Below are 20325 nucleotides of genomic sequence, written 5' to 3'. Positions count from 1 at the left end.
CCTGAGCGCGCCGCAGGGAAGCCTGCGGAGCAGTTGATGAGAAAGGCCACCGCCATCCCGGGTGGCTGGAATCGTTGCGGACGTGGCTCAGCTGGTAGAGCATCACCTTGCCAAGGTGAGGGTCGCGGGTTCGAATCCCGTCGTCCGCTCGGATCGGGTCCGGTTTCGGCCGGGCCCGTGAACCTGGTGGAGTGGCCGAGAGGCGAGGCAACGGACTGCAAATCCGTGTACACGGGTTCAAATCCCGTCTCCACCTCGGGCGGTTGGCGCAGCGGTAGCGCGCTTCCCTGACACGGAAGAGGTCGCTGGTTCGATCCCAGTACCGCCCACCGATGAGACGAGGCCCACGGATCTCCGTGGGCCTTGTCCGTTCCTCCGTACGCCCGCCCCCGGATCGGTACGTGGCGTTAACGCCGCCGCAACATGGCCCGAGGAGCATGGTGGCAATACTCCGAAGTGGGAGGAGCCCCGATGCGTCAATCCGTCCTCGCCCTGGTCCATGGCGTGCAGCCGGGTGCCGAGGCAGACATGCTCGGACACCTCACCGGTGCCTTTGCCCGGTCCGGCCACGATGTCGGCACCGCGTCCTTCACCCACCCCGACCACGCGCCACGGCTCCGGCTGGAAGACCTGCGGATGCTCGTGGTGATGGGCTCACTCGACTCGTGCACCGATGACTCCCTGCCCTGGCTCGATGCCGAGAGCCGCTTCGTGTGCGCGGCGATCGGGCGGGGGATCCCCGTCCTCGGCATCTGTTTCGGGGCCCAACTGCTGGCCCGGCTCACCGGCGGCAGGGTCGTCTCCGACGGAGCAGGGGAGCGGGGGATGGTGGAGGTGTGCTCCGAGGACCCCGAGCGTGTCCCGGCCGGCCGGTGGTACGCCCACCATCGCGACCACATCGTGCCGCCCCCGGGGGCGGAGGTGCTCGCCTCCAGCGAGAGTTGCGTCCAGGCGTTCGCGTACGGCCCCCACCTGGGCGTCCAGTTCCACCCCGAGGCCTCCCCGGCCACCATCGACACCTGGCGTACGTCCTTCTACGGGACCAACGCCTCCCTCGCTGCCGACGATCCCGCCTGGGTGGAGGACAGGGCGGCCCTGGCCGACCACGATCGATCGCTGGCCACCCGTACGGCCCTCCTGGTGCGGGGCTTCGTCCGGTCTGCCCAGCGGCGCCTCTCCGGGGCCGTCTGACCGTCGGGCCGGTGCGCGAACCCGATCAGGCCTACGATGTGACTTGTATCACACCTAGGCAACCGGGGGACACCATGACCGACATCACCACGACTCCGCCATCCACCGGATCGTCCGAAGATCTGGTGGAGGCCTACTTCCGCGCCTGGAACGGCCACGACCCCTCAGCCCTCGTGGCCGTCTTCAGTGAGGAGGGCACCTACCAGGACCCGAGCCTGCCCGAACCGGTGACCGGTGACGCCATCGCGGGTTATGCCGCGGCACTGCTGGGGGTGTTCCCCGACCTCGCCTTCTCCGTGGACGAGACCACGGCCGAGGCCGACCGCACTGTCGTCGCGTGGCACATGACCGGGACCAACACCGGGCCCTTCCCCGGACTCGGCGGACCGACGGGTGCTTCGGTGGACCTGCCGGGGATCGACGTCATCACCGTCGGACCGGGCGGTGTCACCAGTGTCGTCGGGTACTTCGACCAGTTGGGGCTGCTCGGCCAGCTCCGCGTCCCCGTGCAGATCGGTGGCGCCTGAGGTCTGCCTACCGCGGTGCGGAGGCCGGGACCGCCCGGCGCGCTAAGCTTCGGACGCGGCGCCGCCCCCGGCGTCTGCGATCACGAGCCCGTACGGCCGCACACCCGGTTTGTGTGCGACCCCCGTGCGGGGAGAAGGGAATGCGCCGTGTCCATCAACGTCACCCTGGTCCGGGAGTCCACCACCTCGCAGGAGACCCTCGACGACGGCACCACGGGTCTGGACCTGTTCGGCCAGGATCGTACGATCGTGGCCTGCCGGGTCGACGGGCAGATCAGGGATCTCCACCTGCCGCTTCCCGACGGCGCCTCGGTCGAGCCGGTGCTGATCGACAGCCCCGACGGGCTGAACATCCTGCGCCACTCCTGCGCGCACGTCGCGGCCCAGGCCGTGCAGAACCTGCACGAAGAGGCCAAGCTCGGCATCGGCCCGCCGATCACCGACGGCTTCTACTACGACTTCCAGGTCGCCGAGCCCTTCACCCCGGAGGACCTCAAGGCGCTCGAGAAGCAGATGCAGCGGATCGTCAAGGAGAAGCAGAGCTTCCGCCGCCGCGTCGTCAGCGACGACGAGGCCCGCGCCGAGCTGGCCGACGAGCCGTTCAAGCTCGAGCTGATCACCGACAAGGGCTCGGCCAACGCCGAGGACGGCTCCAGCATGGAGGTCGGGGCCGGCGAGCTGACGATCTACGAGAACGTCCGCCGCAACGGCGAGCGCGCCTGGGAAGACCTGTGCCGCGGGCCGCACGTCCCGCACACCGGCTACATCCCGGCCTTCGCGCTGACCCGCTCGTCGGCCGCGTACTGGCGCGGTGACCAGAAGAACCAGCAGCTCCAGCGCCTGTACGGCACCGCGTGGCCCTCCAAGGAGGAGCTGCAGGCCTACCGGACCCGGATGGAGGAGGCCGCCAAGCGCGACCACCGCAAGCTCGGCAGCGAGCTCGACCTGTTCTCCTTCCCCGAGGAGATCGGCTCCGGCCTGCCGGTGTTCCACCCCAAGGGCGAGCTGATCAAGATGCAGATGGAGAACTACTCCCGGCAGCGCCACCTGGAGGCCGGCTACTCCTTCGTCTCCACCCCGCACATCACCAAGGGCCACCTGTTCGAGACCTCCAAGCACCTCGACTGGTATGCGGACGGGATGTACCCGCCGATGCGGGTCGACGAGGAGCGGGACGCGGACGGCAACGTCACCAAGCAGGGCATCGACTACTACCTCAAGCCGATGAACTGCCCGATGCACAACCTGATCTTCCAGTCCCGGGGGCGCTCCTACCGCGAGCTGCCGCTGCGGCTGTTCGAGTTCGGCTCGGTGTACCGCTACGAGAAGTCCGGCGTGGTGCACGGCCTCACCCGCGCACGCGGCTTCACCCAGGACGATGCGCACATCTACTGCAGCCGCGAACAGATGAAGGACGAGCTGACCCGGTTGCTCACCTTCGTCCTCGACCTGCTCAAGGACTACGGCCTGGACGACTTCTACCTCGAGCTGTCGACGCGTGATCCGGAGAAGTCGGTCGGGGATGACGCGACCTGGGAGGAGGCGACCCGTACGCTCGCCGAGGTCGCCCAGTCCTCCGGGCTGGAGCTGGTGGACGACCCGGGCGGCGCCGCCTTCTACGGCCCGAAGATCTCGGTCCAGGCCAAGGACGCGATCGGCCGGACCTGGCAGTTGTCCACGATCCAGCTGGACTTCTTCGAGCCGGGCCTGTTCGACCTGGAGTACACCGCCGCCGACGGCAGCCGCCAGCAGCCGGTGATGATCCACCGGGCACTGTTCGGGTCAATCGAGCGGTTCTTCGGCGTCCTGCTGGAGCACTACGCCGGCGCGTTCCCGGTGTGGCTGGCCCCGGTCCAGGTGGTCGGGATCCCGGTCGCCGGTGAGTTCACCGAGTACCTCGAGGAGGTCGCCGCCAAGCTGCGGGCGCGCGGCGTCCGCGTCGAGGTGGACTCCTCCGACGACCGGATGCAGAAGAAGATCCGCAACGCCCAGAAGCAGAAGGTGCCGTACATGCTGATCGCCGGTGGCGACGACCGCGCCGCGGGAGCCGTCTCGTTCCGCTATCGCAGCGGTGAGCAGAAGAACGGCGTGCCGGTGGAGGAGGCGATCGAGGAGATCGTCGACGCCATCGCGCGGAAGGTGCAGGTCTGAACCGATGGGGTTCCAGGACGGGCAGGAGCCGGTCAGCGTCGACGCCGCGACGATGGCCGGCGACCCGGACGTGTTCGACCGCCTGTGGGTGGCGCACCGCCAGGCGTACGTCAGCGCCGACAAGCACCCGCGGGGCGAGGCCGGGGACACCTGCCCGTTCTGCACCGCACCGAGCGGCTCCGACGAGGACGGCCTGATCGTCCACCGGGGACGGACAGGGTACGTCCTGCTCAACCTCTATCCGTACAACGCCGGGCACATGCTGGTCTGTCCCTACCGGCACGTGCCGGACTTCACCGAGCTGACGGTGGAGGAGATGACCGAGGTCGGCGAGCTGACCCGGACCGCGATGACGGTGATGCGGGCGGTCAGCCACCCGCAGGGCTTCAACCTGGGCATGAACCAGGGCGAGGTCGCGGGTGCCGGGATCGCTGCGCACCTGCACCAGCACGTGGTGCCGCGCTGGCGGGGCGACGCCAACTTCTTCCCGATCATCGCGCAGACCAAGGCCGTCCCGCAGATCCTGGGCGAGACGCGGGAGCTGCTGGCCACGGCCTGGGCCGCGGGGGAGTGGGCCGCTCCAGTCACCGGCGGGACCGCCTGATGCTGGAACGCTTCCGCCACGGGTGGCGGCAGGTCGTGACGCCCCCGGCCCGCCTGCTGCTGTCCCTGGGCATCTCGCCGAACGCCGTGACCTGGGCCGGCACGCTCGCCCTGGTCGCCGTCGCCTTCCTGACGGTTCCCTACGGCCTGCTCTGGCAGGGCGCGCTGGGCATGGGCCTGCTGGTGCTGTCGGACTCGATCGACGGCCAGATGGCTCGGCTCAGCGGACGGACCTCCCGCTACGGGGCCTTCCTCGACGCGACCCTGGACCGGGTCAGCGACGCAGCGGTGATGACCGCGACGCTGGTCCACCTGGTCCAGGTCGGCGCGCCGTCCGTGCTGGTCGGGGTCGCCGGTTGGGCCCTGGCGGTCGGCCAGATCACCTCGTACGTGAAGGCGCGTGCCGAGGCCGAGGGCTTTCGTGCCGACGTCGGGATCGCCGCCCGGGCCGATCGGCTCGTGGTGGTCCTGCTCGGCCTGCTGCTCGCCGGCCTGGGCGTGCCCTGGGCCGTCGAGGTCGCCGTCGTCCTGCTCGCCGCCGCCGGTACCGTCACCGTGGCCCAACGGCTGTTCGCGGTCCGTGCCCAGGCCGAGCTCCTCACCCAGCAATGACCGCGCCGGAGACCACCATGTCCGCAGGCCCACTGCCGGCCCCCGCTGCAGTGGTCGCGGAGCAGACCCGGCCGAGACCCTCCACGCCCGGCTGGGTGGTGGTGGCGATGGCCGTCGCCGGCGGGCTCGCGATGCGCCAGGCCTTCCCGCAGCCCGGCTGGTGGTGGCTGCTCGTGCCCGCTCTGGGGTTGGTCCTCGCCTCCGCTGCGGTGGAGTCGCGAGCGCGTACGGTGCTGGCCGCCGGACTGCTCGGCGGCTGGGCCTTCTACCTGCCGCTGGTGCACTGGTCGAGCCTGTTCCTGGGCTGGCTCCCATGGCTCGCCCTGGGCACGATGATGGCCCTGGGCTGGGCGCTCGGCTACGTCGCGATCGCCTGGGCCCACCGGTGGGGCCGGAGGGCCTGGCCCGGACCGATCGGCTCGTGGCTGGTGGTGCCCGCGGTCGTGGCCGGCCTGTGGACCGCGCGGGACGCACTGTCCAGCTCATGGCCGTACGGCGGATTCGCCTGGGGCCGGCTGGCGCAGTCGCTGGCGTGGAGCCCACTGCTCGAGGTCGTCTCCTGGCTGGGCCTGGCCGGTACCGGCTTCGTCCTTGTCCTGGTGGCCGAATGGCTGGTGCAGGCCGTACGCCTGCTGCTCACCGCCGGCGTCCGCCCGTCCCTGCGGGTGTGGCCGCTGGCGGGGGTGGCCCTGCTGTCCCTCGGGCTGGCGGCGCTTCCCGGGTATCGGGTGGCGACCGCCGGAACCATCCGGGTGGCCGGGGTCCAGGGCGGCGACGAGCGCGCCGGGTACTTCATGGGCGGAGCGCCGGGCGACGTCCTGGCCGCCCACCTGAGGGCCACCGGCCTGCTCGACCCGGCGAGCAAGCCCGACGTGGTCGTCTGGCCCGAGGGCTCGGCCGAATGGGATCCCACCCGCTACCCGCAACTGGCGTCCCAGTTCGACGCCTTGGTCGCCCGCTACGGCGCACCCTTCCTGCTCGGCTCCGGCACCGAGCGGGACGGGACGAGCTACCAGTCCGAGTACGTCTGGCCCGTCACCGGGGGCCAGCGGCACATCTACGACAAGCACAACCCGGTCCCCTTCGGCGAGTACGTCCCCGACCGGTCGGTCTACGAGAAGATCGTGCCGAACCTGGTCGGACTCATCGGCCGGGACTACACGCCGGGCACCGGTAGCCCGGTGCTGCCGCTGAGTACCCGATCGGGGGTCCCGGCACCGGTGGGCGTGGCCATCTGCTACGACATCATCGACGACGCCCTGGGCCGTACCTCGGTCCGCGACGGTGCCACCTGGCTGGTCTCGCCGACCAACAACGCCGACTTCGGCCGGACCGACGAGCTGGACCAGCAGTTGGCCTTCGCCCGGCTCCGCGCCGTGGAGACCGGACGCTCGGTGGTCCAGGTCTCCACCGTCGGCCACACGGCCGCGTTCGGCCCCGACGGCCGAGAACTGGCGCGCGAGCCCTGGTACACCCCGGCCGTGATGACGGTGGACGTGCCACTGTCCAGCACCATCACCCCGGCCGTACGCTTCGGCCCCGCCTACCAAGGGATCGCCGCTACGATCGGGCTGGGCGGACTCCTCCTCGCCGGGCTGCTGGCCCGCCGCCGGGGAACGTCAGGCGGGGCCGTTGTGGAACATCGCATAAGTTAGACGCGTGAACACTGCGCGGGGGGCTCGGGCGACGGCTTCGTCGCGCCCGGACGCGAGTATGGACCTGTTGCGGGAGATCCAGGTCAATGCGGTCGACCCCGACTACACCCGTGAGCGGGCCTGGTCCCAGGGTGGCCGCAGTGCCAGGTGGATGCAACTGCCGGTCTTCGCGATCGCCGCGATGCTGTTCGCCATGTCTGCCGTGATGACCACCCGCGCCGCTCCCCAGATCGAGAAGGATCGCCAGGCCATGGTGCAGAGCATCGAGCAGTCGCAACAGCAGCAGGATGCGTTGCGCAACGAGATCGCGACGACCCAGGCCAAGGTGTACGACCTGCAGCAGCAGGCGCTCGCCAACGACGCGGGCAGCCAGCGGATCAACGCGCAGTCGGACAGCCTTGCCGTGGCCAGCGCGTCGACCGCCGTCACCGGTCCAGGTCTGACCATTGTCGTGGACGACGCGACCAGCAACGATCCGAACTCCCGCGTGATCGATACCGACCTCCAGCAAATGACGAACGGGCTGTGGCAGGCGGGTGCCGAGGCGATCAGCATCAACGGCCATCGCCTCACCACCCTGACCGCCATCCGCGGTGCCGGTGACGCCATCACTGTCGACTATCGTTCGCTAACACGTCCGTACACTGTCGAGGTGATCGGGGACCCGGAGACGCTCCAGCAGCGGTTCGTGGCGACCGAAGGGGGAACCTGGTGGTCCTACCTGCAGAACAACCTCGGCATGACCATGAACATCACTCGTGAGAAGGCGCTCGAGCTACCGGCGGCCAGCCGGGTGACGCTGCGCTATGCAAAGGGAGGCAATCCGTGATCCCGATCATCGGACTGGTCGTCGGCATCCTGCTCGGCATCTTCGTCCAGCCCTCGGTCCCACCGGTCCTGCAGCCGTACCTGCCCATCGCGATCATCGCCGCGATGGATGCACTGTTCGGTGCGTTCAGGGCATGGCTCGAGGGCCGCTTCAGTGACCGGGTCTTCGTCGTGTCCTTCTTCTCCAACGTCCTCATCTCGGCGCTGATCGTGTGGGTGGGTGACCAGATCGGCGTGGGCTCCCAGCTGTCGACCGGCGTGGTCGTCGTGCTCGGCATCCGCATCTTCACCAACGCCGCTGCCATCCGACGGGCGATCTTCCATGCCTGAGGACGAGCTCTTCCGACCGAGGCCCGAGGAGGCAGTGCCCGACGACCCGGCAGGCCGCTCCGGGCACGTCCCGGCATCCGAGTCGACCGGCGGATCCCCCGATGAGGCGGACTCCGCGACGACCGTACGCCCCGCGGTGTCCTCCGACTCCGACGATTCCACGGCCGTACGCCCCGCCATCGACCCGGAAGTGGGGGAGGACACAGAGACGGTCGACGACTCGGTGGACCTGCCTGCTGCGGGACCTGCTGAAGGGACGACCTCGGCGGACCAGGACCGGCAGGCCGCGGCAAGCAGTCCGCAGTCGGACGTTGAGGCGCAGTCGGACGTTGAGGCGCAGTCGGACGTTGAGGCGCAGTCGGACGTTGAGGCGCAGTCGGACGTTGAGGCTGAGGCGGACGTTGAGGCTGAGGCGGAGCCGATAGCTGAGCCCGGGTCAGGTGCTGGGGCAGAGCCGCCACTCGCAACCGAGACGCAGTCGGTGGACGCGCCCGAGCAAGGGAATGAAGCGCAGCGGGATGACGGCGCTGGGCCTGAGACCGAGATTCAACCCGAGGTCGAGACCGAACATCCCGTCACCCCGGAGTCCGAGGGCGGTGCGGTCGCACCCGTCCTCCCCGCGGAGGACCTGACGGAGGACGTGGGCGACGCCCCTTCGAAGTCCGAGCGCGACACGCCCACCCCTTCGGAGTCCGAGAGCGAGTCGCCCACCACGCCGCGGTCGGGCGTCGTGCCCGCAGCCGCAGTCGGCACGGATGCGGACCCGGTCGTCCAGGAGACCTCCACCCCGCCGACTGGGCTGGAACCCGACGAGGAGGAAGGGGCGCCGGTCGCCAGCCTTCCGGTCGAGGAGCCGCAAGCCCCCGAGGAGTCCACGCCGCCGCGCAGTACGGGCCGGGGAGGCCACCGCCTGACGCTCAGCGACTGGCTGCGGCCGGACTTCAGCCAGAGCGTGATCGCCATCGTGCTGGCCGCCTTCTCGTTCGCCGTCGTGACCCAGATCCACACCCGCGACCAGGTCGACTCCTACAGTTCGCTGCGCCAGTCCGATCTGGTCGGCATGATCGACGGGCTCAACCAGGAGTCCCAGCGGCTCCAGGGTGAGCTGGAGTCCCTGCGGCAGGCGCAGACCGAGCTGGAGTCGGGCCAGGACAGTGCCGCGCTGGCCAGGGCGCAGGCCGAGCAGCGCCTCACCTCGTTGGGCATCCTTGCGGGCACCCTGGCTGCACAGGGCCCGGGCATCACGCTGACGATCTCCGACCCTGCGAACAACATCAAGCCCGGTACGCTGCTGGACGCCGTCGAGGAGATGCGGGACGCCGGCGCGGAAGCGATCCAGGTCAACGGCACGGTGCGCATCGTGGCGAGCAGTTGGTTCAGCACCGGACCCTCCGGGATCATCATCGACGGACAGGCCGTGTCCACCCCCATCAAGATGGAGGTCATCGGCGACCCGCACTCGCTCGAGGAGGCCGCCCGCTTCCGCGGCGGCCTGGTGAGCCAGATCACCGACCCGCGGGTCGGCGGCCACGTAACCATCACACGATCGGACAATCTTGTGATCAGTTCGCTGCACCAACCGCAGGCACCTCGGTACGCTCGCCCTCAAAAGGGTTCCGCTCCGGCCCCGAGCACCCCCGGCAACTAGCGGCACGACTTTCATCCGGACCCGGCCCGACCCGCTGACCGCGACTCCCGGCGCGGCATTAGGCTAGGGTTCAGTGTTCAGCGACAACGGCACGTCCAGACGCAGGAGGCAGGATGGATCTTCCCGAAGACCTCAAGTACAGCGAGGATCACCTGTGGATCAGGTCCGGCAACGGACGTTCGGTTCGGATCGGTTTCACCGAGTACGCCGCTGACCAGCTGCGCGAGGTGGTCTCCGTCTCGCTGCCCAGCGTGGGCGACGAGATCGTGGTGGGGGATGTGGTCGGGGAGATCGAATCCGTCAAGAGCGCAGGTGACATCCTCTCGCCCGTTGCCGGCGTGGTCAGCGCAGTCAACGCAGAGATCGACACGAACGCCGAGCTGGTGAACGACGACCCCTATGGGGACGGATGGCTCTTCGAGGTCGAGATGTCCGATGACGATGGTCTCGACGATCTGCTCGAGGCCGACGCGTACGCCGACATCATCGACTCCTGACCCCCCTTCCCGCCGAGACCAAGGAACGAATCGACTATGTTGTGCCCCTCCTGTGGCTATGAGAACTCCGAAGGCAGCAGGTTCTGCTCCCAGTGCGGCGAGCGCCTGGTCACGGCGTCCGAGGCGACCAAGGTCATCCCGATCGTCCCCGACGAGGACGAGGCGGGCGAGCTGAACCCTGAGGAGAAGGCTGCCGTCAGCGCCCTCCCGCAGGGATCCTCCCTGCTGGTGGTCCGACGCGGCCCCAACGTCGGTGCCCGCTTCCTGCTGGACCGGGACGAGATCACCGCCGGACGCCACCCGCACTCCGACGTCTTCCTGGACGACATCACCGTGTCGCGCCACCACGTGAAGTTCCTGCGCGTGGGGGACCAGGTGCTGTTGCGAGACGTCGGCAGCCTCAACGGGACGTACGTGAACCGAAGCCTGGTCGACGGCGACATCCTGCTGCAGGATGGCGACGAGGTCCAGATCGGGAAGTTCCGTATGGTCTACTACGCAGCCGGGCACGGCACGCGCTGATGGCTGAAGCCCGACACTCGATCGGGTGGGTGGTTAAAGAGCTGACGCCGGAGTTCCCGGACCTGTCGATCTCCAAGATCCGCTATCTGGAGACCGAAGGACTACTCAGTCCCGAGCGAGCACCCTCCGGGTACCGAAAGTACTCGGTGGGTGACGTCAGGCGGCTGCACTACATCCTCACGATGCAGCGGACGCATTACCTGCCGCTGAAGGTCATTCGTGAGCACCTTGACCAGATCGACCGGGGACTGACACCGCCCAAGATCGATACCCCGAGCCCAGGTGTGCCGGCGCCGCAGGGGACGGCGCCGGCGGTTCGTTCGGCGCAGGTGCCGGATGATCCACCCCCCGCTGATCCGGTGCACCACCACGGGAACACGAACGGCAATCCGGGCGCGAACGGCAACGACCAGCGCAGGCACCGTCCGGTCCGGCTCAGCCGTGTCGAGCTGATCGAGAAGTCCGGCATCTCCGAGCCCATCCTCGCCGAGCTCGAACGGCTGCTGGTCGTGACGCCACGGCGCGGCACGCACTACTACGACCAGGACGCCTTCGCCGTCGCGGTGGCGGCCAAGCAGCTGGCCAGCTACGGCATCGACCCCCGTCACCTGCGCCAGATCAAGATCGCGGCCGACAAGGAGGTCGGGCTGATCAACCAGGCGACAGCGGCCCACACGCGGCGTGGCAGCTCCCGCCAGACGATCGAGGAACTCACCCGCCTGATCAATGTCACCCACCTCGCCATGGTGCGCTCCGGCGTGCAGCGCGAGCTGGGATGAGAGCCTGAGCCCGATCCTCCGCACGGGTGGCGTACGCCTCGCCCCCGGGTAGTCTGGAGCCATGCGCGAGATGGACGTGGTCGGAGTTCGGGCCCAGATGCCGAACAACGAGCCGATCGTGTTGCTGCGCGAGGCGGGCGGCCATCGCATGGTCCCGATCTGGATCGGCTGGAACGAGGCCAATGCGATCGCCGAGGCACTCGAAGGTCTTCGCCCACCCCGACCGCTGACGCACGACCTGCTGATCGATACCTTGGCCGGACTCGGACATCGGATCAAAGAGGTGCACATCACCGAACTCGACGGTGGGACGTTCTACGCCGTGTTGCTCGTCGACGGCGTCGAGATCAGCGCCCGACCTTCCGACGCCATCGCCCTGGCCCTTCGGTGCTCCGCGCCGGTGTACTGCGCCGACGACGTCCTCGACACCGCAGGCTTCGAGGAGGAGGAAGAGGCCGAGGAGGAGGTCGAGAAGTTCCGCGAATTCCTCGACCACGTCAGTGCCGACGACTTCGAGGTGGAGGAGGGGCCGGACGGTCCCGGGGACGAAGGCGACGATCCCGATGACGACGGGGATGCCGACGATCAGCGCTCGGCGTAGAGTCTCACCTGAACCCTCAACCCGACCCTGAGCTTGAGGGGAGTCGCTGGCGTGTCGTGCTGGCGGCACCGGGTGCCCGGCTGCCCCGAGGTTAGTGTCGACGTTGTCAGCACGCCAGTAGCACCACGTCGGAAGGCGGAGATCATGAGCAGCACGTCGGGTACCACCGCTCAGGAGCCGGAGTCGCCGGTCGCACAGCAGGCCCTCTTCGACGGCAACTTCTCGCCCATGCCGGACGACGTCGGCTTCCGGGGCCCGATCGCGGCCAAGGCCGCCGACATCACCTACCGCCAGCTCGACTACTGGGCCCGTATTGGCCTGGTCACCCCCGAGGTCCGCGGCGCGAGCGGTTCGGGCTCGGCCCGCCTCTACAGCTTCCGAGACATCCTGATGCTGAAGGTGATCAAGCGCCTGCTGAGCGCCGGTGTGTCGCTGCAGCAGATCCGTACGGCGGTCGACTACCTGCGGGACCGCGGAGTGGAGGACCTGACCGAGGTGACGCTGATCAGTGATGGTGCGTCGGTGTACGAGTGCACCAGCGACGACCAGGTCATCGACGTGCTCAAGGGCGGACAGGGGATGTTCGGCATCGCCATCGGATCGGTCTGGCGCGACGTCGAGGGATCACTGGCCGCCCTCCCGGCCGAGCGCAACTCCGAGCATGCAGAGGGTCCGCAGCAGGGGGACGAGCTGGCGGCGCGGCGACGTCGCCGAGCCGCCAGCTGACCCCGCCCTGCCGGGTGCGCCAAGGCACCCACCCTCACGGCCGTCCCGACAGGGGCGGCCGTTCGCGTGTTCCTGTGCGCCGGGGCGCGGTTCGGATAGTGTCGAGGAGCGGTGATCTGTCGACTCTTTCGAGGGAGCAGCGATGGGCAGGTTCAAGGACATGCTGGCCGATTTCAAGCACAAGCCGTGGGTGGCGCACGTGCTGCGCATGCAGGACCGATTCTCGAATCGGCTGGGCAACCAGTTCGCCGGCGCGATCACGTATTTCTCTGTCCTCGCGCTGGTGCCGGTGCTGATGTTCGCCTTCGCGGCCCTGGGCTTCACCCTCACCGTGATCCGGCCGGACCTGCTCCAGCAGGTGCAGGACGCGGTGACCAGCCAGATCTCCGGCATGGGACCGGACCTGCAGAAGAACATCGGCGCACTGATCGAGAACTTCCTCAGGAACTGGGCCGGGGTCGGCATCGTCGGCCTGCTGTCGGCGCTCTACTCGGCAGCGGGTTGGGCCGGCAACCTGAAGGGTGCCATCCGGGCGCAGACCAGGCCCGACTTCGACATGTCCGAGGGCGGGCCCAATTTCATCCTGGAGAAGCTGGTCAACATCGTCCTGCTGCTGGGCCTGCTGGTGCTGATCCCGCTCACCTTCGCCCTCGCCAACGCCTCCACCACCCTCACCGGTTGGCTGGTCCGAGTGATGGGCCTCGAGGGGGTCGCCGGCATCGAGGTGGGGCTGCGCCTCGTCGGCCCGATCGGCTCAGCCGTGGCCGGCTGGGTCCTGTTCATGTACGTGCTGTCGGTCTTCCCCGAGAAGCGCTTCCCGTTCCGGGTCAAGGCGTGGGCCGCGGTGATCGGGTCGGTCGGGCTGGCGATCCTGCAGTACCTGGCCAGCTTCCTGGTCAGTAGCTTCCTCGGGAACCCAGCGGCCGCGCTCTTCGGCCCCGTCATCGTGCTGATGTTGTTCTTCAACCTCTTCGCCCGCCTGATCCTGTACGTCGCCGCGTGGATGGCGACCGCGATCCAGCAGGCCAATCCGGTCCTGCTCCAGGAGTTCGACGAGCCGCTGGCCCAGGTGGAGGAGAGTCCGGTGACCGCCGCGGACGTCCGTGCCGCCGAGGGCCGGCAGGAACGGGAGGAAGCCCTCGCTGCCGACCAGGCCGACCAGGAGGACGAGCATCGTACGTGGGGAGAGCGGCTGCGGGCGGCCAGCGGGCTGCCCATCGGTGGCCCCTTCGACAAGGAGGAGCACCGGCCGGACGCTGGCAAGCGGGCCGGAGGCGAACCCGAGTCCGCCGAAGCAGAGTCGCACACTTCCGGGCGCACCGCCGCGGGAGCGGGCCGGCCAGGGCTCGAAGTACCGGCGGGGCGGTCCGACGAGGCGATGACCTCCACCGCGATGACCTCCACCGCGGCGAGTGCGGCTGGCACTGCCACCGGCACTGCCACCGAAACAGCGACAGCTCCGGATACCGGGGCCGGGACAGCGTCACAGGTGAGCCGGGCCTCCGCCGTACGCAATGCGCGCGCCTCCCTGCAGGTCGGCTGGGTCACGGGCGCAGTGGCGGGCGTCGGGATCGGGGCGGTCCTCGCTGCGGTCACCGGGTTCGCGACCCGCTTCATGCCCGGCGGCAGGGACTCCGACTGAGTGCCCGCACGAGCAGCCGGCCGCACAAGCAGAAGGGCTGTCCGCGATGAGGCGGACAGCCCTTCGTCATGACCGGTCGGCGTTCTTCGGGCTCCCTGGTCAGGGGCGCGGCGAGGGAGGGGCGATCAGTCGCTCAGCGGAGCGGTCGACTTCGGCATCGGCTGGCCGATCTGGCGCAGCATCTCGGTGAACCAGTCCTGGGTCACGTCGAACGGCTTGCCACCCTTGATCCGCTCGAACTCGATCGCCCGCAGCTCGTCGCCACGCTCCTCGTCATGGCCGATCACGCCGGGCACGCCTTCCAGGGCCGATTCCACGGCGAGGTCGCACATCTCGGAGATCAGGTCGACGTCGTACTCGACCGGGGCGGCCGAACGGGCGAAGTAGCCGGACTTCTGCACCAGGACCTTCTCGGCGCCGAGGCGCTCGGCGAACTGGTGGGCGAACCAGCTGCCCGGGTTGATCTTGTCGAGCCGGACGTGGCCGAAGGCGTCCCGCGGGACCTCCTCACCGGCCTCCTCCATCTCGCGCACGATCGCCTCGACGCCGGCACCCTCCGACAGGAAGATCGTGACATTGCCGACCCGGTCCATGATCTCCCTGAGCCGGATCGCCTCGTCATCCACGTCGAACGCGTCCTCGGGGACGTACACCGCGTGGACCTCCCAGGCCTCGCGACTCAGGCCGATATCCGGCAGCCAGGCCAGGGTGTCGAGCCAGTTGCGGTACTCGTGGGCCGTCGCACCGGTGAGCCAGCCACAGTTGCGACCCATCACCTCGTGCACGATCAGCTGGCGGGCGACCGAGTTGTGCTCGGCCACGATGTTGCGGGCGAAGATCGCGCCGTACTCGGCGGCCGTGCGTGCGCCGAGGGAGGTGCGGATCGGGACCACGTCGTTGTCGATCGTCTTGGGCAGGCCGACGACCGTCAGCTCGTAGTCGTGTTCGCGCAGGTAGGCGGCCAGGTCCGCGGCGGTGGTGTTGGTGTCGTCGCCACCGATGGTGTGCAGGATCTCGACCCCGTCGGCGACGAGGCGGTCGGCCGCCACCTTGAGGGCATTCTCGCCGGGCTGGATCAGCCTGCGGGCCAGCAGGTCCTTCTCGTTGGTGAGCTTGACGCGCGAGTTGCCGATCGGGGAGCCGCCGAAGGTGTGCAGCAGTCCTGCGCTCTGGCGGACGGCCGGGGTGATGGTGTAGTACTCGCCCTCGAGCAGACCCTGGTACCCGTGCCGGTAGGCGATGATCTCCCGTTCAGGGGCGATCTCGGTGTAGCGCTGGATGAGACCGCCGACGGCCGAGGACAGGCAGGGTGCGAAGCCACCCGCCGTCAACAGAGCTACTTTGCCCGGCATGTGAAGACCTTTCGTTCGTGCTTGGTGTACGGACTCACCCTAGGGGGCGGCCCCCGGAGCACTCTCGGCGGGGCGGCCCTCGGCCGTGCCATCATGCAACGTGCCCGGAGGTCGACGGTGGGAGTGGGGGAGACGACATGGTCCGGTGGGTTCAGGACGGCCGCACGGCCGACCTCACGACGAGGCGGACACCGCTGCGTGACAGCCGGGGCCAGGCCCTCTCGGTGATGGTGCTGGTGGTGACCACCGCGCTGGTCCTGATGGCCGGACTGGTCGTGGACGGCGGCCAACAGGTGAGCGCGACCCGGCGGGCCTCCGCGGTCGCCGAACAGGCCGCCCGGGCCGCGACCGATGCGGCCGCCGCCGGAGCACTGGAAGGTCGCCCCGACACCGGGGTGGCGGCTGCCGCGGCACGGGAGGTGCTGGCGGCCGACCCGGACGTCGCGGGTACGGTCCAGGTGCTACCCGGTCCCCGGGTGGCGGTCGAGACCAGGTCGCAGGTGCCGACCATCTTCCTGTCCCTGGTCGGGATCGGGTCGGTGACCGGCACCTCGCGGGCCACCGCGGACCTGGTCGCGGTGCCCTGAGACCTCCTACAGGCTGGCCGCCATCTGCTCGACCGCCCGGGTCAGGATCTCCGGCGAGGTGGCGAGGTTGAGGCGTACGTGGCCCTCACCCGGCGCACCGAACGCCGGCCCGGGGTTCAGCGCGACCCGGGCCCGGTCCAGGAAGTGGCGCTGAGGGTCGTCCAGCCCCAGCGCGGTGCAGTCGAGCCAGGCCAGGTAGGTGGCATTGCCGGGCAGCTGGGTGACCTGCGGCAGGTGGGCGGCCAGCAGCCGGTCCAGCAGCTCACGGTTCGCGGCGAGTTCGGTGCGCAGCTGGGCCAGCCAGGGCCGGCCCTCGTCGAGGGCGACCGCGTGGCTGAGCACGGCCAGGTGGCTGGCGGCGCCCCGGGCCGCGTCGTACGGCACCGCGGCCAGGCTGTCGACGGCGGCGGGGCCGGCGACCATCACCGCTGCCTTGAGGCCGGCCAGGTTCCAGGCCTTGGAGGCGGAGAACAGGACCAGGGCATCTTCGGCGCCGGCCTGCGCCAGGTACGGCACGTACGGGACGTCCGGCGCGGTCAGCGGGGCATGGATCGCGTCGACCACGACCCGGATGTTGTTCTCCGCGGCGAGGCGGGCGACGGTGGCGAGTTCCTCGGCGCCGTGGGCCCGGCTCGTGGGGTTGTGCGGGCTGGACATCAGGTAGGCGGTCGGTCGCGGGCCGCGACGCCCGGTGAAGGCCTCCTCCAGTCCGGCCAGGTCCAGGCTGCCGTCGGCCTGCATCGGGACCTCCAGCAGCCGGCGGCCGGTGCCCGTGACGGCGGGGAAGAACGGCATGTACACCGGCGGGTTGACCACCACGTGGTCGCCCGGGGCGGTGACCACCTGCAGGGCGTTGCGGATGCCACCCATCACGTCGGGCATCAGGCCGATCCGGTCCGGGTCCAGCTCCAGGCCCCAGGCGTCCGCGGCGAAGCGGGTCGTCGCCTCCTCGTAGACCGGGCCGGCCGGGTACCCGGTGTCCCCGCGGTCGATCGCGGCGTGCAGGGCGGCGGCGACCGGTTCGGCGACTCGGCAGTCCATTTCCGCGACCCACAGCGGCAGGACGTCCTCGGGGTAGCGACGCCACTTCATCGACGTCCGCGTACGGAGTTCGGCCAGGGGGACGGTGAAGATCTCGTAGGTCACCCCAGCAGACTAGTGCGCCGGACCACCGGCGGGGAGGGGTGCCGAGTACGCTGGCCCCCATGGCGAAGTACTTCGACGTCCATCCGGTGAACCCGCAGTCGCGCTCCATCCAGCAGGCCGTGGACATCCTGCGCAAGGGGGGACTGGTGGCCTACCCCACCGATTCCTGCTACGCGCTGGGCTGCCTGCTCGGCAACAAGGAGGGGCTGGATCGCATCCGCCAGATCCGCCGGCTGGACGACAAGCACCACTTCACGCTCGTCTGCTCGAACTTTGCCCAGCTCGGGCAGTACGTGCAGATGGACAATGCGGTCTTCCGCGCCGTCAAGGCGGCGACCCCCGGGCCGTACACCTTCATCCTGCCGGCGACCCGCGAGGTGCCCAAGGCGATGATCCATGCCAAGAAGCGCACCGTCGGCGTCCGGGTGCCCGACCACGTCACGGCCCAGGCCCTCCTCGATGCGCTGGGCGAGCCGCTGATGTCGAGCACCCTGCTGCTGCCCGGCTACGATGAGCCGCTCACCGACGGCTGGCAGATCAAGGAGGCGCTCGACCACCAGGTCGACGCCGTGATCGATTCGGGCGACTGCGGCGTGGAGCCGACCACCGTGGTCAACTTCACCGGCGACGAGGTCGTCGTGGACCGGGTGGGGGCCGGCGACCCGACGCCCTTCCAGTGACGAACGTGTCCCCTAGACTGGCCGCATTCCGCCCCGAAGGGGGCCCGCGGAGCGACTCTAGGAGGACCCATGGCCGTTAAGACGCCCTACCAGAACGTGACCTTCCCCTCCACCGAGGGCGAGGCCTACGGCTACCTCGCCCGCCCCGAGTCCGGGGAGGGGCCGGGCGTGATCGTGGTGCAGGAGTGGTGGGGTCTCACCGACCACATCAAGAGCATCTGCGACCGGCTGGCGGCCGAGGGCTTCGTGGCGCTGGCCCCCGACCTGTTCGGCGGGTGGACCACCCATGACTCCAAGGAGGCCAGTGAGCTGATGTCCAGGCTCCCGGCCGAGGAGGGTGCCCGGCTGCTCGGCGGCGCAGTGGACTACCTGCTCGGGCAGGACTTCGTCACCGGTGAACGCGTCGGGGTGATCGGGTTCTGCATGGGCGGCGGCTTCGTCCTCGCCCTGGCCGTCCAGCAGGGGGACCGGATCTCCGCCGCGGTGCCCTTCTACGGTGTCGGCCAGGGCGTCCCCGGCTCCTTCTCCGGGCTGAAGGCCGCCGTGCAGGGCCACTACGCGGAGCAGGACAGGATGTTCCCTGTCGCGAAGGCCCACGAGCAGGCGCAGCAGATCCGCGACGAGGCAGGTGTGGAGGTCGAGGACTTCTACTACGACGCCGGTCACGCCTTCCACAATGACGAGAACCTGATGGGCACCTACAACCCCGAGCTCGCCAAGCTCGCCTGGGGTCGGGCCGTGGCCTTCCTCCAGCAGCACGCCAGCTGAGCGGCGGCTCCTCGACGCCTCGATCCTGTGGGGGCCGGTGCTTGGCACCGGCCCCCACAGTCGTTCACTACCAGCGCAGCTGGCCGATCAGTACCAGCGCAGCTGGTCGATGTAGCGCAGTGAGTTCGGCTCGCAGCGTGCCTCGGTCGCGATCCGCATCGGCGCGATCTTGCCCTGGTCACGCAGCTCGTAGAGCTTGGGCACCACCCGGTCCCGGACGGTCGTCGGGGACAGCGTGTTGAGGTAGATCTTGGTGCCCCCCTCGAAGCCGGCCAGGTTGGACACCCGCCACTTCAGCATGATCCGCCAGGGCGCAGGCTCCAGCGAGTCGACCGGCCGGTGGTACCACTCCTCGTTGGAGGGCACGTCGGCGCCGGTCGCGGAGTGGCAGGCGTGCAGCAGGTCCGACATCGACCGGACCTCGGCGTCGCTGGCCTCCCACGGCGTGGCGGCCGAGCTCTTGGAGTACACCTCGAGGGTCGGGTAGCGGTGCCCGAAGCCGGCGAAGGCGACGGCCTCGTCGTTCTCGGCGATCACCAGGTTGTGGTAGCCGGCGTAGTTGACCGCCGCGTCGTTGAACAGGTTGGGGTTGGCCCGCAGCCGCTCGATCTCCAGCTCGTTGCTCATGCCGCGCTCGTCGATGGCCACCAGTTGCTTGTGCAGGTGGTCGAACGAGGCGCCGGCGGGCTTGAGCCAGTTCTGGAACGTCGCGACGTACCGGACGTAGCGGTTGTTCCGGTACAGGTCCTGCATCCCCCTGATCGTGAACTGGGTGTACTGGTAGTGCTCCTCGGGCGTGAGCGTGCCGGAGGAGGCCAGTCCCGTGTCGTCGAACGCGCCGTCGGCGAAGTGTCGACGGGCCACGATGACGTCGTGGCCACCGCCGAAGAATCCGGCTGCGTGCTCGCGGCGCTCGTCCTCGGTCAGGGAGGCCCAGTCGCTCGCGTCCAGCCCGGCGGCCTTCATCCTGGCCTGGATGATCCGGAAGACGTGGTCCCGCCCGATGGTGGTGGCCAGGTAGTCGTCCATCCGCCGCTGGAGCTCCGCGGGCATCCGGTAGCCGTAGTTCTTGTCCCAGTAGTCGTAGGAGACGATCTCGAACAGATTGGGGATGCGTCGGAACTCGGCCACGCTGTCGTGGAGGCGGTCGGCGGGGACCCCGTCGTGCCGCTGCCAGGTGTCCCCCTCGCGCACGAGCCTGCTCTTCTCCGGCGGGGTCTCCAGGTAGCGGGACTCGCAGAACGAACACCAGCGGCCGTGGTCCTCGTTGCGGAGCGGCTGCGGGTCCGGATGGTGGATCCCGAGCGGGCGGTGCGCCCGGCCCGGGACGGTCCAGACCTCGGTCCCGGTGAACGGGTTGACCTGCTTGATGGTGCCGTCCGCCATTTCCTGCATGAGCTGGGCGGCCGATATGAACGACGAGGACATCCCATCCCCTCCTGTTCCCTGGTCGGGGTAGCTGTCGGCCAGCCTAGCGAGG

General features: G+C 69.4%; 21 protein-coding genes and 3 tRNA genes. 21 read left to right on the top strand and 3 right to left on the bottom strand.

The window, feature by feature from the left end:
- Window positions 1-76 precede the first annotated feature (76 nt).
- The 18 genes from GA0111570_RS07785 (at window position 77) to GA0111570_RS07700 (ending at window position 14312) form a co-directional block, all read left to right on the top strand.
- Window positions 77-149, top strand: a tRNA-Gly gene (locus GA0111570_RS07785).
- Window positions 150-185: 36 nt separating this feature from the next.
- A tRNA-Cys gene (locus GA0111570_RS07780) sits at window positions 186-256 on the top strand.
- A 1-nt stretch (window position 257) separates the two neighbouring features.
- A tRNA-Val gene (locus tag GA0111570_RS07775) sits at window positions 258-329 on the top strand.
- Between the two features lie 142 nt (window positions 330-471).
- Window positions 472-1191 carry a type 1 glutamine amidotransferase gene (locus GA0111570_RS07770; RefSeq protein ID WP_175557386.1) on the top strand — a complete coding sequence of 240 codons (720 nt, stop codon included), beginning with the start codon at window positions 472-474 and terminating at the stop codon, window positions 1189-1191.
- Window positions 1192-1265: 74 nt separating this feature from the next.
- Window positions 1266-1718, top strand: a complete 453-nt coding sequence (locus GA0111570_RS07765; protein WP_092608837.1) for an ester cyclase — start codon at window positions 1266-1268, stop codon at window positions 1716-1718.
- 147 nt (window positions 1719-1865) lie between these two features.
- Entirely contained in the window at window positions 1866-3869 is a 2004-nt protein-coding gene (gene thrS / locus GA0111570_RS07760) for a threonine--tRNA ligase (RefSeq protein ID WP_092608834.1), read from the top strand.
- A gap of 4 nt (window positions 3870-3873) precedes the next feature.
- Window positions 3874-4473, top strand: a complete 600-nt coding sequence (locus GA0111570_RS07755; RefSeq protein WP_092608831.1) for an HIT family protein — start codon at window positions 3874-3876, stop codon at window positions 4471-4473.
- On the top strand, window positions 4473-5084 hold the full coding sequence (pgsA, locus tag GA0111570_RS07750) for a phosphatidylinositol phosphate synthase (protein ID WP_092609247.1): 612 nt from the start codon (window positions 4473-4475) through the stop codon (window positions 5082-5084). Before GA0111570_RS07755 ends, pgsA begins: the two co-directional genes overlap by 1 nt.
- Window positions 5085-5101: 17 nt before the next feature.
- Window positions 5102-6739, top strand: coding sequence for an apolipoprotein N-acyltransferase (gene lnt, locus GA0111570_RS07745; protein ID WP_175557385.1), 1638 nt, complete (start codon window positions 5102-5104; stop codon window positions 6737-6739).
- A gap of 67 nt (window positions 6740-6806) precedes the next feature.
- Window positions 6807-7568, top strand: coding sequence for a DUF881 domain-containing protein (locus GA0111570_RS07740; RefSeq protein WP_175557384.1), 762 nt, complete (start codon window positions 6807-6809; stop codon window positions 7566-7568).
- Complete coding sequence (locus GA0111570_RS07735) at window positions 7565-7897, top strand: small basic family protein (RefSeq protein ID WP_092608823.1); 333 nt, start codon at window positions 7565-7567, stop codon at window positions 7895-7897. Before GA0111570_RS07740 ends, GA0111570_RS07735 begins: the two co-directional genes overlap by 4 nt.
- A gap of 640 nt (window positions 7898-8537) precedes the next feature.
- Window positions 8538-9545 (top strand): DUF881 domain-containing protein, encoded by a 1008-nt coding sequence (locus GA0111570_RS18045; RefSeq protein WP_245703068.1) that lies wholly within the window; start codon window positions 8538-8540, stop codon window positions 9543-9545.
- Window positions 9546-9658: 113 nt separating this feature from the next.
- On the top strand, window positions 9659-10042 hold the full coding sequence (gene gcvH, locus GA0111570_RS07725; RefSeq protein ID WP_092608821.1) for a glycine cleavage system protein GcvH: 384 nt from the start codon (window positions 9659-9661) through the stop codon (window positions 10040-10042).
- A gap of 36 nt (window positions 10043-10078) precedes the next feature.
- On the top strand, window positions 10079-10564 hold the full coding sequence (locus GA0111570_RS07720; protein WP_092608818.1) for an FHA domain-containing protein: 486 nt from the start codon (window positions 10079-10081) through the stop codon (window positions 10562-10564).
- Entirely contained in the window at window positions 10564-11343 is a 780-nt protein-coding gene (gene ftsR, locus GA0111570_RS07715; protein WP_092608815.1) for a transcriptional regulator FtsR, read from the top strand. Before GA0111570_RS07720 ends, ftsR begins: the two co-directional genes overlap by 1 nt.
- A 61-nt stretch (window positions 11344-11404) precedes the next feature.
- Window positions 11405-11944: a bifunctional nuclease domain-containing protein gene (locus GA0111570_RS07710; RefSeq protein ID WP_092608812.1), complete on the top strand. Its 540-nt coding sequence runs from the start codon at window positions 11405-11407 to the stop codon at window positions 11942-11944.
- Between the two features lie 144 nt (window positions 11945-12088).
- Window positions 12089-12670, top strand: coding sequence for a MerR family transcriptional regulator (locus GA0111570_RS07705; protein ID WP_092608809.1), 582 nt, complete (start codon window positions 12089-12091; stop codon window positions 12668-12670).
- Window positions 12671-12812: 142 nt separating this feature from the next.
- On the top strand, window positions 12813-14312 hold the full coding sequence (locus tag GA0111570_RS07700; RefSeq protein WP_092608806.1) for a YhjD/YihY/BrkB family envelope integrity protein: 1500 nt from the start codon (window positions 12813-12815) through the stop codon (window positions 14310-14312).
- A 125-nt stretch (window positions 14313-14437) separates the two neighbouring features.
- On the opposite strand, the gene GA0111570_RS07695 is transcribed toward GA0111570_RS07700, so the two are convergent.
- The gene (locus GA0111570_RS07695; RefSeq protein ID WP_092608803.1) at window positions 14438-15664 is read right to left on the bottom strand and encodes a pyrophosphate--fructose-6-phosphate 1-phosphotransferase; all 1227 of its coding nucleotides are present in this window, start codon (window positions 15662-15664) and stop codon (window positions 14438-14440) included.
- A 137-nt stretch (window positions 15665-15801) separates the two neighbouring features.
- On the opposite strand from GA0111570_RS07695, the gene GA0111570_RS07690 reads away from it, so the two are divergent.
- Window positions 15802-16251 (top strand): pilus assembly protein TadG-related protein, encoded by a 450-nt coding sequence (locus GA0111570_RS07690; RefSeq protein ID WP_092608800.1) that lies wholly within the window; start codon window positions 15802-15804, stop codon window positions 16249-16251.
- 6 nt (window positions 16252-16257) lie between these two features.
- Here GA0111570_RS07690 and GA0111570_RS07685 read toward each other — a convergent pair whose 3' ends face one another.
- Complete coding sequence (locus tag GA0111570_RS07685) at window positions 16258-17397, bottom strand: MalY/PatB family protein (protein WP_245703067.1); 1140 nt, start codon at window positions 17395-17397, stop codon at window positions 16258-16260.
- A gap of 59 nt (window positions 17398-17456) precedes the next feature.
- Between GA0111570_RS07685 and GA0111570_RS07680 the strand changes: the two genes are divergently transcribed.
- Window positions 17457-18077, top strand: coding sequence for an L-threonylcarbamoyladenylate synthase (locus tag GA0111570_RS07680; RefSeq protein ID WP_092608797.1), 621 nt, complete (start codon window positions 17457-17459; stop codon window positions 18075-18077).
- A 69-nt stretch (window positions 18078-18146) separates the two neighbouring features.
- A complete protein-coding gene (locus GA0111570_RS07675) occupies window positions 18147-18845 on the top strand; it encodes a dienelactone hydrolase family protein (protein WP_092608794.1) in 699 nt (232 codons plus the stop codon).
- An 87-nt stretch (window positions 18846-18932) separates the two neighbouring features.
- Here GA0111570_RS07675 and GA0111570_RS07670 read toward each other — a convergent pair whose 3' ends face one another.
- Complete coding sequence (locus GA0111570_RS07670; protein WP_245703065.1) at window positions 18933-20273, bottom strand: DUF4921 family protein; 1341 nt, start codon at window positions 20271-20273, stop codon at window positions 18933-18935.
- Window positions 20274-20325: the final 52 nt, after the last annotated feature.

The sequence above is a fragment of the Raineyella antarctica genome (assembly GCF_900092135.1).
Classification (GTDB): Bacteria; Actinomycetota; Actinomycetes; order Propionibacteriales; family Propionibacteriaceae; genus Raineyella; species Raineyella antarctica.
The sequence above is the reverse complement of the archived record's forward strand: the minus strand, read 5'-3'. Positions and strand labels throughout refer to the sequence as shown.

What these genes read in the sequence shown, in the direction of transcription:
- GA0111570_RS07770 (WP_175557386.1), top strand. Translation starts at nt 472, where the DNA reads ATGCGTCAATCCGTCCTCGCCCTGGTCCATGGCGTGCAGCCGGGTGCC.
- GA0111570_RS07765 (WP_092608837.1), top strand. Translation starts at nt 1,266, where the DNA reads ATGACCGACATCACCACGACTCCGCCATCCACCGGATCGTCCGAAGAT.
- GA0111570_RS07755 (WP_092608831.1), top strand. Translation starts at nt 3,874, where the DNA reads ATGGGGTTCCAGGACGGGCAGGAGCCGGTCAGCGTCGACGCCGCGACG.
- pgsA (WP_092609247.1), top strand. Translation starts at nt 4,473, where the DNA reads ATGCTGGAACGCTTCCGCCACGGGTGGCGGCAGGTCGTGACGCCCCCG.
- lnt (WP_175557385.1), top strand. Translation starts at nt 5,102, where the DNA reads ATGTCCGCAGGCCCACTGCCGGCCCCCGCTGCAGTGGTCGCGGAGCAG.
- gcvH (WP_092608821.1), top strand. Translation starts at nt 9,659, where the DNA reads ATGGATCTTCCCGAAGACCTCAAGTACAGCGAGGATCACCTGTGGATC.
- GA0111570_RS07720 (WP_092608818.1), top strand. Translation starts at nt 10,079, where the DNA reads ATGTTGTGCCCCTCCTGTGGCTATGAGAACTCCGAAGGCAGCAGGTTC.
- ftsR (WP_092608815.1), top strand. Translation starts at nt 10,564, where the DNA reads ATGGCTGAAGCCCGACACTCGATCGGGTGGGTGGTTAAAGAGCTGACG.
- GA0111570_RS07710 (WP_092608812.1), top strand. Translation starts at nt 11,405, where the DNA reads ATGCGCGAGATGGACGTGGTCGGAGTTCGGGCCCAGATGCCGAACAAC.
- GA0111570_RS07705 (WP_092608809.1), top strand. Translation starts at nt 12,089, where the DNA reads ATGAGCAGCACGTCGGGTACCACCGCTCAGGAGCCGGAGTCGCCGGTC.
- GA0111570_RS07700 (WP_092608806.1), top strand. Translation starts at nt 12,813, where the DNA reads ATGGGCAGGTTCAAGGACATGCTGGCCGATTTCAAGCACAAGCCGTGG.
- GA0111570_RS07695 (WP_092608803.1), bottom strand. Translation starts at nt 15,664, where the DNA reads ATGCCGGGCAAAGTAGCTCTGTTGACGGCGGGTGGCTTCGCACCCTGC.
- GA0111570_RS07690 (WP_092608800.1), top strand. Translation starts at nt 15,802, where the DNA reads ATGGTCCGGTGGGTTCAGGACGGCCGCACGGCCGACCTCACGACGAGG.
- GA0111570_RS07680 (WP_092608797.1), top strand. Translation starts at nt 17,457, where the DNA reads ATGGCGAAGTACTTCGACGTCCATCCGGTGAACCCGCAGTCGCGCTCC.
- GA0111570_RS07675 (WP_092608794.1), top strand. Translation starts at nt 18,147, where the DNA reads ATGGCCGTTAAGACGCCCTACCAGAACGTGACCTTCCCCTCCACCGAG.
- GA0111570_RS07670 (WP_245703065.1), bottom strand. Translation starts at nt 20,273, where the DNA reads ATGTCCTCGTCGTTCATATCGGCCGCCCAGCTCATGCAGGAAATGGCG.